The organism is Moorena sp. SIO3E8 (assembly GCF_010692445.1).
GTDB classification, from domain to species: Bacteria; Cyanobacteriota; Cyanobacteriia; order Cyanobacteriales; family Coleofasciculaceae; genus Moorena; species Moorena bouillonii.
Window position 1 is genome coordinate 1 of record NZ_JAAHHM010000166.1, and the last position, 11,856, is coordinate 11,856.

Consider the following 11,856-nt stretch of genomic DNA (forward strand, 5'->3'; position numbering starts at 1 on the left):
CCTGTGCCAAAGTAGTGTGGCAATTTACCACAGAAGATGCACGAGTCAAACTCAAACACCTTTACCCTGTTTTTGAGACTGATCAAGATTTTTCTGTATAATGCACTTTTTAAGAGTGGTCACTCCAGTAGGGTGCGTTAGGGGCGCGCCTTGTCATCATATTTAAACGTCGTAGCCAGTAGCCCCGTAACGCACCACCAAAAGGCTCACCCTTATTTTTCGCCTTTTCTTCCCTGGTTGAGAAAGTCCGCTTGGGAATTGTAACGGGCAAGATGCCCGTTCCACAGATGCCGGGAATTGATAACGGGCAAGATGCCCGTTCCACAGATGCCGGGAATTGATAACGGGCAAGATGCCCGTTCCACAGATGCCGGGAATTGATAACGGGCAAGATGCCCGTTCCACAGATACCGGGAATTGTAACGGGCAAGATGCCCGTTCCACAGATGCCGGGAATTGTAACGGGCAAGATGCCCGTTCCACAGATGCCCATTCCACCAAAATCCTCATTCCAGCTTGATGCCCATTCCAGCAATCTAGACGCGATCAATTCCCAACCGTTCCGCTGGATAGATAAAAGGAGAACCAGACAAGATTCCATCACAGATAATATCCAAACCCCGATCTGCACCAGGAAGTAATTGCTCTAGGCTAGTAATATTCAGCTTCACGAAAGGATTTTCCGATAGCGGTTCCGTAAATTGTAGGGGAATCATCCGTCTAAAAAAGAAATGGTAGGCGTACATCCTCGCCCGTTTAAGGGCATTGGAATCCAAGCGTTTACCAAGGGGTAGCTGATCCAAGCACTGGAAATACTCCTGTGCTGTTGAAGGATCCATAGTAATTCCCTTATCTCGGATCCAAGCTTCACCACCAACGATCACCGGAATCCCTACACTGGTCAACTCTACTCCAGTTTTTGTCCCATAAATAATCACCGAGTCGCACTCCATCATCGCTGCGTAGGTACTCACAGGACTTTCTGGAGCAATGATGAAAATATTCTTAGGCAATTGAGGCCAGACCTTCTTGATTTCTGGCAACAAGGGTTGGCGAGAAGGCAACGTTCCCCGAATCTCTGCCGGATGAATCCGAATCAACAGTTGTAAGTCAGGACGTTTAGCAAAATACTCAATCGTTTGGAGTACCCACGTCAGCATATTGGGAAAAGCATTAGCCCGATAGTGCAACTGGGCATCCCACATTACATTAGTGAGCATCCCAATCACCGGCTGGTTCAGGTCAAGCCCCATCTCCTCAGCATTTCGGCTAAATTCTTCATCAGGTTTTTCATGAAACCAAATCCAATCCCGAGTGCCCTGCCATCGACTTTTCAAATACTGTAGGATGTCATCTGTCATTGCCTCAGTCCAAGGCATGGTTTCCCAGGCATGGAGAGGCTCACTGAGCATAGTGTGGTGATAAGTGTCTCCGTGGCTAAAAATAAAGCAACGCTTGCGGTAGGCAATAGTCCAGTTAACCACCCGCACTTGGCGTGAGCGACAGACTTCACCAATGATGCCATGAGGTAAGTAGATGCCATGATTGAAGCAAGCAGCCTTAAAATTATACTTAGACAGTAGCTTACTGATAGCATACGCAGTCAGCAAAGCCCCTTCAAAATACCGACGCACCACAATTTCACTGTTGGGTTCATTATCTAGATTCCCACTGGTAAAATAGCGCAACGCCCCAGCATAGGCATGTTCACCGATATTCCAGTTGCCCAAGCAATAGTTTTCAATCTCTGATAGGGGCACATGGGCTGCAATTTGTTTGGCCTCTTGCCTGTCGAGCCCAGTGAGCAGTTCACTCAATACATGGTTGGTCAAATGCAACGGTTGATAAAGATAACCACCAGTTGCGAAACACTTTTGGCACTTGATCGTTTCTAGATCATAGTTTTCAATCCTTTCTTGAGGTGTATCCAGTTTTTGAAGATTGAGGCAGGCAGGCAGAGAATGGTCACACAGGAGAGTATGAACCTCTGCTCCTCTGAGAGTAAGGGCTACTGCTAGTAGGCTTTCTGGTAGTGACAGTGGCGCTGACCCCCCTACGGTAGTTGCTATTAGCACCTGAGGTCCGAAGTGAGACCGTTGCTTGGCTTCTCTCCAGAGGAATGGGTTAGTTTCGATAATAGCTCGCCAATCTAACAAGTTACTTTGGCCTAGTCGCCAAGAAAGCAAGGGACTTGGCTCTAGTTCGTCAGCACTAGTCAGAGACATATAATCAAGTCAGATACTTACTTCTCAAGGGATTATACCAAGTTCCTACTCGACAAATTTCCCTAAACTATGATAAGAATATACACACCGAAACAGAACGGTTGCGCGTCCGCGCCGTAACCAAAAGTGCGGAGTGGGAACACGACAGGGCGAATTTCTTCGCAGTATATGTTATGGTTCTAGGAATGCGCATTTACGAACCAGTGGGGAGGCTAACTTGAATCCCTATATATTCGGTTCTATATCTTCATATTCGGTATATTCGGTGTATAAAGTATGACCTTATCCCTCAAGGCTAACACCGCACGGTGGCAATTTCAGCGCTATTGGGAGTTGCTGTATATATTAACAGAGCGAAATCTGAAGGGACGTTATCGAGGATCGCTTCTGGGAGTATATTGGTCTTTGTTAAATCCTTTGATTATGACAGGACTATATACAGCAATTTTTGGTGCTACCTTTGCCTCTTATTATGACAACTCAACCATTAACTATATTCTGGCTGCTTTTACTGGGTTGCTTGTGACTAACTTTTTCTCCGCTTCAACCAACCAAGCATTAGTCAGTGTAGTTGGCAATGGTGCCCTGTTGAATAAAGTTCGCTTACCAATCAGTGTCTTTCCAGTTTCAACCATTGCTGCTAACGTGTTTCAGTTAGCTGTTGGCAGCTTTCCTCTCCTAGCTATTGTCACGTTGCTTACTTCAAAAAGTGTAGTCAATTTGCTAGCGTTGAGTCTTCCGTTAATCGCCTTAATTTTGGTTAGTATCGGCATCGGTTTTTTGGTCAGTGTTCTCTATGTTTTCTTTAGGGATTTACCCTATTTCTATGAATTAGTATGCTTTGTGATCTGGATTAGCTCTCCAGTCTTTTATCCAGCAGCAATTGTCCCAGAGGCGGTTAGACCCTTTTTGTTTTTAAATCCTTTATTGCCGATTATTGAAAGCATTCGACAGATTTCTTTGTCAGGAGGTTTGCCAGATGTAGGGTTAATTGGACACTCATGCCTAAGTGCCATAGTAATTGTATCCTTAGGCTGGACTTGCTTTCGAGTTTGGCAGCCTCACTTCATGGATTTGTTATAGATGACAGAAGAAGTTATTAGACTCGATCGGGTTTCATTGTGGCGAAGAACCCAAGAAGAGTTTTCCTATGACCTCAAGAAAACCATACTATCATTTTTGGAGGGAAAATACCGCAAACCTTCCAAGAATTTAGTCCTTGATGACATTCATCTAGCAGTAAAACCTGGAGAAAAAATCGGCATCATTGGACCGAATGGTTCAGGAAAATCAACCCTGCTTAAAGTTATCTGTGGAATCTTACAGCCCACAGGGGGTCAGGTATGGATCAGAGGTGAAATCGCTCCTCTGATTGAGCTAGGAGCTGGATTCGATCCGGAACTTTCGGTAGTGGATAACATCAAACTCTATGGCGTGATGCTAGGTTTCTCTAAACAAGAGATGAAACAGAGAACCCCATCGATTTTGGAGTTTGCTGAGCTAGAAGACTACAAGTTAATGCCAGTCAAGGGATTATCCTCAGGGATGTCAGCGCGGCTAGGCTTTGCCATTGCCACTGATGTACAGCCAGATATCTTAATTTTAGATGAAGTGTTATCCGTAGGGGATCAAAGTTTTAGAATTAAGTGCCAGCGACGCATGGAAAGATTTTGGGAGGCTCATGCCACTGTTTTAGTGGTCTCCCATGATTTATCCTTTGTGCGCCATTACTGCAAGCGAGTGATTTGGTTAGACAAAGGCAGGATAAAGTTAGCGGGAGAAAGCAATGAGGTAGTCGATTCCTACTTGAATAGTGTCAAGGAAGTGGTTTAACCTTAAAAAAAGTTAAAACTTTTAAACAAAAGTTAAAAGCTTAAGGTAAATGAAAGATGGTAATCTGACAAGTTGGAATATAGTTAAACCTATAGTTAAACCAGTATTATCACCCTAATAGTGATAATTCCGAGGAGGAGTGTGTGAGGATTTCAATTATCACTGTATGTAAAAATGCTGAGCGGTTTATAGAGCGAGCGATCAAGAGTGTCGTCTCTCAGACCTATGAGGATATAGAGTACATTATTATTGATGGCAACTCCCAAGACAAAACTAAGGAGATTGCTCATAAATATAGTGATCAGATTAGCCGATTCATTAGCGAACCTGATGGCGGTATCTATGAAGCAATGAATAAGGGAGTTAGGTACTCCTCTGGTGAGTTTATTGGTTTTATTAACTCAGATGACTATTATCTTGATGATCAAGTTATCCAAGATACCGTTAACTTCCTGTTGGCAAATCCCTCCTGTGATTTTATGTATGGAGACCTAGAGGTTAGAGAGCAATCAGGGTCTACCATTGTAGTCAAGCCTCCCTTGCCTGAAGATGTAGCTGATGAACTGATTTGTGGATGTTTGCCTCACCAAGCCAGCTTCTCCAGAGCTAACTTGTTTTTCTCTAAGATAGGGCTTTTCAATGAACGCTACAGAATATCATCGGATTATGAATGGTTTCTGAGGCTAATCCAGAATGAGACTGTGAAATTGTGTTACTATCCTCGCACAATCACATCCTATTATGCAGGAGGCATTTCTAGTCAGTTAAGACTATCCCTACCTGAATCCTATAGTATTCAGAACCAATGCCCAATGTATCAAGATTCCTACTGGTTGAACAGAAGAATCCTCAAATATCAGGAGTTCGTCATTAACCTAAGAGAATGGCTTCAAAATGCCGAAAACGGTAGAAATACACTAAATCTTAACTATACAGCTCTTGAAAACAAATATCAAGCCGTTGAAACGGAATACCATGCCCTAAAGCTTGAATTAGAGCAAGCCCGGGCGAAAATTGCTGAAATTGCGAAAATTGTTGAGATGGAAACCGGGATGAATCAGAATGGACAAAGTTCTAATCTAAAACTAAACTTTCCAAATTTGGAACAAGTATGATTAGGATACAACGTTATACTAATAGATTAGACTAATAGGTTATTAAATTAACAGCTTAGACGTTATATCTTTCTTGCCAAATTTATTGCAATGTTTTTTCAGGTGTGTGTGAGGGGCTGTTTAATATGCCAAGTAATAGGTCAGGATCCGAACTAGATTATGTAATTCCTCCTGAGATTAAAGACGACGATTTTTATAAAGCGATTCAGAGGATAGCTCAGGAAGAAGATATCAAGACGGTTCTAGAAATCGGGTCTTCATCCGGTGCGGGAAGCACCGAAGCGTTTGTCAAGGGGCTGCGAGAAAATCCTTCTAATCCAGTGTTATTCTGTATGGAGGTTTCAAAACCTCGTTTTACTGAGTTAAGGGAACGCTATCGCCAGGATTCTTTTGTCAAATGCTACAATATTTCATCAATTTCCCTAGAGCAGTTTCCTAGAGAAGATGAGGTTAGGGAATTTTATCATGCCCATCGCACCCCTCTAAATAACTACCCTCTTGAACAAGTCTTGGGTTGGCTTCGTCAAGATATCGATTATGTTAGGGAAATGGGAACCTCTGGAGATGGGATTGAAACGATTAAGCAAGAAAACCAAATCGAATATTTTGATCTGGTCTTAATCGATGGCTCCGAGTTCACAGGTGAGGTGGAATTAGATCAGGTTTACGGAGCCAAATACATTTTACTTGATGATATTTGTACCTATAAAAATTATACTAATCACCATCGGTTATTAAGAGATAAAAACTATAAACTGATTGAGCAAAATGCGTCTGTGCGCAATGGTTACTCCATTTTTGCTAAAGCGGGTAGTCACCACTCTGTTGGGAAGTCAGGTCAAGCCTCAACCCCTCTTCCCATCCATTTTTTTACCATTGTTCTCAATGGTGAACCCTTCCTTCGCTACCATATTGACGTCTTCAGTAAACTACCATTCCCATGGCATTGGCACATTATTGAAGGCGTAGCGCAATTGAAGCATGATACTGCCTGGAGTTTAGCGACGGGTGGGCATGTCAGTGATGAAATTCACCACAACGGTCGTAGTATTGATGGCACCACAGAGTATCTCGACCAACTGATGGAACGCTACCCTGACCAGATCACCGTCTATCGCAAACCAGATGGGGTTTTCTGGGAGGGCAAGCGAGAAATGGTGAATGCTCCCCTTGAGAATATCCAACAAGAGTGTTTGTTGTGGCAGGTAGATGTGGATGAGTTGTGGACAACTGAGCAAATCTGTAAAGCTCGACAGATGTTCATCGACCAACCTGACAAGACCGCTGCTTTCTTCTGGTGTTCGTATTTCGTGGGAGAAAATTTAATTGTTAGCAGTCGCAATTGCTATACACAAAACCCCAAACAGGAATGGTTGCGTCTGTGGAGGTTTAAACCGGGAGCTTTCTGGGCAGCCCACGAACCCCCAAGGCTTGTCCAACCGTCGTCAACTAATCAGTCAAATCAGTCAAACAATCATGAGCAAGATATAGCAAGCATCAATCCATTCCTACATCGAGAAACCGAAGCACAGGGACTGGTCTTTCAACATTTTGCTTATGTCACACCACAGCAATTGCAGTTTAAGGAGAGCTACTACGGCTACCAGAATGCTCTGGCCGAGTGGCAGGCACTACAGCAGCAGTCTGAATTTCCGGTTTTTCTGCGTCAACATTTATCTTGGGTTAAGGATGAAACCCTGGTTGAACCGGCGGATATCTGTGGTATAGTGCCGATTGCTCAGAAGGAGCCTGACGGCGAAAAATGGCAGTTTTTGCAACTGGAAGAATTTCAGCAACAAACTATGAAGATTGAAAGACCATTCCCCCAAATTGTGGTTGATGGGGTATTTTTCCAATTTTTTCCTAACTCTGGAATTTCCCAAGTCTGGAAGTCTTTGCTAGAAGTATGGGCAACTAATGGCTTTGGGAACCATGTGATTGTTTTAGACCGGGCTGGAACGGCTCCGAGGATTCCTGGAATTCGCTATCGCCCGATTCGAGCTTACGATTACAACAAAACGGGAGCAGATGCTGACTTGTTGCAGGAAATCTGTGATGAAAAAGGGACTGATCTATTCATTTCCAGCTACTATACCGCGCCCCTATCTACTCCTTCTGTATTTATGGCTTATGACATGATTCCAGAGGTGATCGGTGCCAATCTTAACGAAGCAGGTTGGAAAGAAAAACATTACGGTATCTTACACGCTTCACGTTATATTACGATATCCGAAAGTACGGCTCGAGATCTGATTAAGTTTTTCCCCCATATTTCCCGGTCAAAGGTAACGGTAGCTCACTGTGGAATCAAAAAAGTTTTTTCCCCGGCAAGCGATGATGATATCAATGAGTTTAAGACTGAATTCAATGTGACCAAGCCCTACTTACTATTAGTAGGAGAAAGAACTGGTGTTAATGGCTATAAAAACGCTATCTTTCTGTTCAGAGCATTATCTAAGCTGGTGGATAAGGAAGAGTTTGGGGTGATTTGTGTCGGTGGTAGACCTGAGTTAGAACCTGAGCTAGCTGCCCTGGCAGCAGGGATAACAACCCAGGTTCTGCCCCTGAGTGATGAAGACTTGAAAGTAGCGTATTCTGGTGCGATCGCTCTGGTTGTCCCCTCTCTGTACGAAGGCTTCGGATTACCAGTTACCGAAGCAATGGTTTGTGGTTGCCCTGTGATTACCTGTCGTCACTCCTCTCTTCCTGAAGCGGCTGGGGAAGCAGCATTGTATGTGGATCAATCTAATCTTTACGAGCTGATTGATGCGCTGTACAAAGTTCAAAACCCAGAGGTTCGTAAGCAGTTGATTGCTGATGGGTTTGAACACGCGAATAAATTTTCCTGGTCAAAGATGGCCGATACTGTGGCAGAGGTTCTGGTCGAAACTGCTAAGACAATCAAAAATGAGACTACTGGTATAGGTTCCCCCCTTTGGGGAGAATTCAGGAAGTTACAGGCTCAAATCCAACAAAAGCTACCCCCAAGTCCGTCCCTAATTCAAGTTCAGCCAACTCAGCTTCAGTCAGGGGATCTCGAAGAGCAATTGAGGTATGCAGAGGCTCAACTTCAGCAAAAACAGCGGGAACTTCAAGAAGCGGGGTCAACTCTAGCTGCAATGCAGTCCAATCAATTCTGGAAATTGCGGTCAGGCTGGTTTCGACTAAAACCCCTGTTAGTTCCACTAGTTAGTCTAATTTTAGGGATAAACTTACTACTGCTATCTACCGCCATGTATGCTGACAGGACTCTTCTGCAACTAATCTCATTCGTTTCTCCTATCCAAGGAAATCTATTCTTTAGTCTTGGCGGTAGTTTGTTGTCCATTGCACTAATGTTAGGTATGGTGGGCTATCTTGGCTATATGAAGCCTCAGGTTCTCCGCAGGGTCAGAATTGTCATGGGTAGTGGGGGATTAGCGTTGATAGGTTTGACGGTACTACAAAACATTAACCTGTTGTAGATAACTGCCCAGTTTTCCAAGTCTTAATTCTTAAGACCCTTTATTTTTATTCCCTTTAGCCAAGAGGAGGCTTAGGTGGTGCTTCAACAAACTTTCGTCCACCTCCGGGGACTGAATTAAAACAAGGGTTTTCAATCTGGACTTGTGACCAGACTTAAGTTCGAGCTAATTTATCAACACCTGGGTGTAACAACAAGATGACACAAACCTTTAGAGATATCTGTTGGTGTGGAAATACTGAGCTAACTGAATTTTCCCCTGACTACTTGGCGTGCTCTAAATGTGGCACTCTAGTGTCAAAAACTGGTTTGAGGTCTGAGCAGCTCCGTGTACAGGATGATAACCATGACTTCTACGGTAAAGAATACTGGTTGTCTTATCAGACCGAGCATTATGGTTTTCCTGATATTCGTCAACGAGCCCGTCAAGATTTACCAGAGCGATGCCTCCACTGGTTGCGTACACTGATGGCTTATAAACTACCACCAGCCAAAGTGCTTGAGTTAGGTTGTGCTCATGGTGGCTTTGTGGCAATGATGGGTTGGGCAGGTTTTGATGCTATGGGTCTGGAGCTTAGCCCTTGGGTGGTGGAATTTGCACAACAGACATTCAAGATGCCCATTTTGTTAGGACCGATTGAGGATCAGCAACTAGGAGCCGAATTGTTTGATGCCATCGTACTCTACGATGTCCTAGAGCATCTACCTGATCCAGTGGCTACCATGAGCCATGGGGCATCTCTTCTGAAGGAAGATGGTATTTTCATTGTCCAGATGCCAAATTATGAAGAGGGTAAAACCTATTCAGAGATGGTTGCTCAAAAGGATAATTTTTTACAGCTAATGCAACCTATTGAGCATATCCATCTTTTGAGTAGGCGAGGGGTGTCGCAATTCTTTAAGAACCTCGGTTTTGAGTTTCTGCAATTTGAACAACAGTTGTTCGACTATGACATGTTTTTCGTAGCTAGTCGGCAGCCTTTGGTGCGCTATACTGATGAGCAAATTAGTTACTATCTTCTCAAGAGTCCATCTGGGCGAATGGTTCAGGCATTACTGGACAAATCCTCTGAGTTTAATAAACTCAAATTTCAGTATCAAAACATGCAAGTTCAGTATAAAACTAGCGAGACTAGGCGTGCTGAGCTTCTGAAAATTATTGAGCAACAGGATCAAGAGATAGCTTCCTTGCGATCTCAGGTTAATGCAACTGTCACAGACCTCCAGCAGACTAAATCACAATTAACCCAAGCTCACTCAGACCTTCAAGATACTCAGTCACAATTGACCAATGCCCACTTAGACCTTCAAAATACTCAGTCACAATTAAATCAATACCACTCAGAAATTCAATATAATCAATCACAATTAACTCAGATACACTCAGAAATTCAACATACTCAGTCACAATTAACCCAAATACATTCACACCTTCAGCATACTCAATCACAATTGGCACAGTCACAGGAAAAAATTCAGGATTTTCAGCAAAATCAATTACAGCAGATTCAGAACCAACTGAACGAAGCTGAGGCTAAGTTGAAGGTAATTAATGTAGAAATTGCGGCCATGAAGACCAGTAAGTTTTGGAAACTGCGATCGCTTTGGTTCAAATTTAAAGGGTTGGTTGGTCTCCCTACAGATAACGAATAAAATTTTCAATAATTAACATCAGCTAAAACAGGAGTGTAATCATGGTTGATACGGTGCTTAATCAAGTTGTCAGTGCTAAGGAACCATTCAACAGTTATGAGACAGTGAAAGAAGCTGTTGAAACCAATGTTATAGGAATGCTGCCCCAACTCCCAAGTCCTACGGTCATTACTCACTATCGAAGGCTCAGGGATTTGCATCCACTTGAGCACAATTGTTGCCTACGCCTTGTCATCTAGGTCAAACCCGCGAAAAAATCGTTGCAGTCGTTTGTAATTTGACTCGGCCAGAGCCTTTCCCTCAAATCCCAATGCCAGTTCACTCAGGTTCACTATCTTTACTTTCAGCAATGTCAGCTTGAACTTGACTAGAAACGAGACTCTCGCTCCGTGCTATCCCAAATGGGGTTGGAGAGCTTTCTTCAATTCGCATTGGTTCATGGGATTTGAGATCACTCTCCTAAATTCGGATGAAACCCCATCCTGCTCTTATTTTCAACCTTTTTGTCCTGTACTGAAGTGATGGGTAGACTTTTTGCAGGAAAACATGTACTCTAACTTATTAGTTTTTCATAGTCTGAGAGGAAATAAATGGGACTCTCAAAGCTCTCACCGCCAAAACAGTCTCTAAATCAGTCTCTAATTACTGAGTTGACTGATAGGAGAAATCTAGTCATTGTCATTCCTTCATTTAATGACTGGGAAGCTCTGGAAAAGCTACTGCTGCTTATTGATGAGATTATTATTCCTCAAGGCACCAATTTAGAAGTTGTCATTGTTGATGACTATTCAACTATACCCATCCCACATTCACTGACTCATCAAGAACATCGCCAGATTCGAGCAGTTAACATCCTTCGACTTCGCCGCAACCTTGGTCACCAGAGAGCGATAGCGGTTGGCTTGTCCTATGTATATAGCCACTCAGACTGCGACTGGGTTGTGGTGATGGACGGTGATGGGGAAGATAATCCCTTTGCCATAGAGCACCTCCTAAATGTCTCGGACAAGACAGGTAACAATAAAATAATTTTTGCTAAGCGCAGTAAGCGGTCTGAAAGCTACACATTTAAATTTTTCTATTTCATTTACAAAAAGCTTTATCTCCTGCTTATAGGGAAAGAAATTAGCGTCGGTAATTTCAGTTTATTACCTGTTTATTTATTGAAGAACGTCGTAGTGATTTCCGAAATTTGGAATCATTACTCATCAGGCATTTATCGCTCTCGAATTCCCTATCTTGAAGTAGATGTGCCCCGGGCGAAGCGACTAGCTGGACAGCCCAAGATGAACTTAGTGTCCCTCGTGACACATGGCTTGAGTTCTATTGCAGTGTACGGAGATATTGTCGGGACAAGAATCTTATTAAGTGTTGTAGTTTTATTACTTATTTTGTTGTTGCTGTTAGGCTTAGTTTTGCTGATTAGAGTCTTTACCGATTGGGGGATACCAGGCTGGGCTACCTACGTGTCGGGTTTATTAGTTCTATCTATGTTCCAACTTGTCTTAATCGGAACTGTTTTCAGTCTGATCATCCTGTCAACGCGCAATCAGTCCAACTTGATTCC

At 43.2% G+C, this 11,856-nt stretch carries 8 protein-coding genes and 1 pseudogene; 6 read left to right on the plus strand and 3 right to left on the minus strand.

The features are described 5' to 3' along the window. Positions 1 to 162 precede the first annotated feature (162 nt). Both F6K46_RS34295 and F6K46_RS34300 read right to left on the minus strand, forming a co-directional pair. Positions 163 to 510 (minus strand): hypothetical protein, encoded by a 348-nt coding sequence (locus F6K46_RS34295; protein WP_293063642.1) that lies wholly within the window; start codon positions 508 to 510, stop codon positions 163 to 165. 26 nt (positions 511 to 536) lie between these two features. Next, complete coding sequence (locus F6K46_RS34300; protein ID WP_293063644.1) at positions 537 to 2,225, minus strand: capsule biosynthesis protein; 1,689 nt, start codon at positions 2,223 to 2,225, stop codon at positions 537 to 539. A 276-nt stretch (positions 2,226 to 2,501) separates the two neighbouring features. On the opposite strand from F6K46_RS34300, the gene F6K46_RS34305 reads away from it, so the two are divergent. The 5 genes from F6K46_RS34305 to F6K46_RS34325 all read left to right on the plus strand — a co-directional run bounded on the left by F6K46_RS34305 (position 2,502) and on the right by F6K46_RS34325 (position 10,289). After that, on the plus strand, positions 2,502 to 3,308 hold the full coding sequence (locus F6K46_RS34305; RefSeq protein ID WP_293063646.1) for an ABC transporter permease: 807 nt from the start codon (positions 2,502 to 2,504) through the stop codon (positions 3,306 to 3,308). Continuing rightward, entirely contained in the window at positions 3,309 to 4,058 is a 750-nt protein-coding gene (locus F6K46_RS34310) for an ABC transporter ATP-binding protein (RefSeq protein WP_293063648.1), read from the plus strand. It abuts the gene before it with no gap. 143 nt (positions 4,059 to 4,201) lie between these two features. Next, positions 4,202 to 5,173 (plus strand): glycosyltransferase family 2 protein, encoded by a 972-nt coding sequence (locus tag F6K46_RS34315; RefSeq protein WP_293063650.1) that lies wholly within the window; start codon positions 4,202 to 4,204, stop codon positions 5,171 to 5,173. A gap of 125 nt (positions 5,174 to 5,298) precedes the next feature. Further along, positions 5,299 to 8,637 carry a glycosyltransferase gene (locus F6K46_RS34320; protein WP_293063652.1) on the plus strand — a complete coding sequence of 1,113 codons (3,339 nt, stop codon included), beginning with the start codon at positions 5,299 to 5,301 and terminating at the stop codon, positions 8,635 to 8,637. Between the two features lie 197 nt (positions 8,638 to 8,834). Then, on the plus strand, positions 8,835 to 10,289 hold the full coding sequence (locus tag F6K46_RS34325) for a methyltransferase domain-containing protein (RefSeq protein WP_293063654.1): 1,455 nt from the start codon (positions 8,835 to 8,837) through the stop codon (positions 10,287 to 10,289). Positions 10,290 to 10,414: 125 nt separating this feature from the next. Here the strand turns inward: F6K46_RS34325 and F6K46_RS34330 are convergent. Continuing rightward, positions 10,415 to 10,729 (minus strand): annotated as a pseudogene (locus F6K46_RS34330) (IS4 family transposase); the annotation flags it as partial. A 150-nt stretch (positions 10,730 to 10,879) separates the two neighbouring features. On the opposite strand from F6K46_RS34330, the gene F6K46_RS34335 reads away from it, so the two are divergent. Next, positions 10,880 to 11,856 (plus strand): glycosyltransferase (locus tag F6K46_RS34335; protein WP_293117835.1); only part of this gene is annotated, 977 nt, incomplete at its 3' end.

Excerpts from the sequence above, each read along its gene's own strand:
- F6K46_RS34295 (WP_293063642.1), bottom strand. The coding sequence starts at position 510 with ATGAGGATTTTGGTGGAATGGGCATCTGTGGAACGGGCATCTTGCCCG.
- F6K46_RS34300 (WP_293063644.1), bottom strand. The coding sequence starts at position 2,225 with ATGTCTCTGACTAGTGCTGACGAACTAGAGCCAAGTCCCTTGCTTTCT.
- F6K46_RS34305 (WP_293063646.1), top strand. The coding sequence starts at position 2,502 with ATGACCTTATCCCTCAAGGCTAACACCGCACGGTGGCAATTTCAGCGC.
- F6K46_RS34310 (WP_293063648.1), top strand. The coding sequence starts at position 3,309 with ATGACAGAAGAAGTTATTAGACTCGATCGGGTTTCATTGTGGCGAAGA.
- F6K46_RS34320 (WP_293063652.1), top strand. The coding sequence starts at position 5,299 with ATGCCAAGTAATAGGTCAGGATCCGAACTAGATTATGTAATTCCTCCT.
- F6K46_RS34325 (WP_293063654.1), top strand. The coding sequence starts at position 8,835 with ATGACACAAACCTTTAGAGATATCTGTTGGTGTGGAAATACTGAGCTA.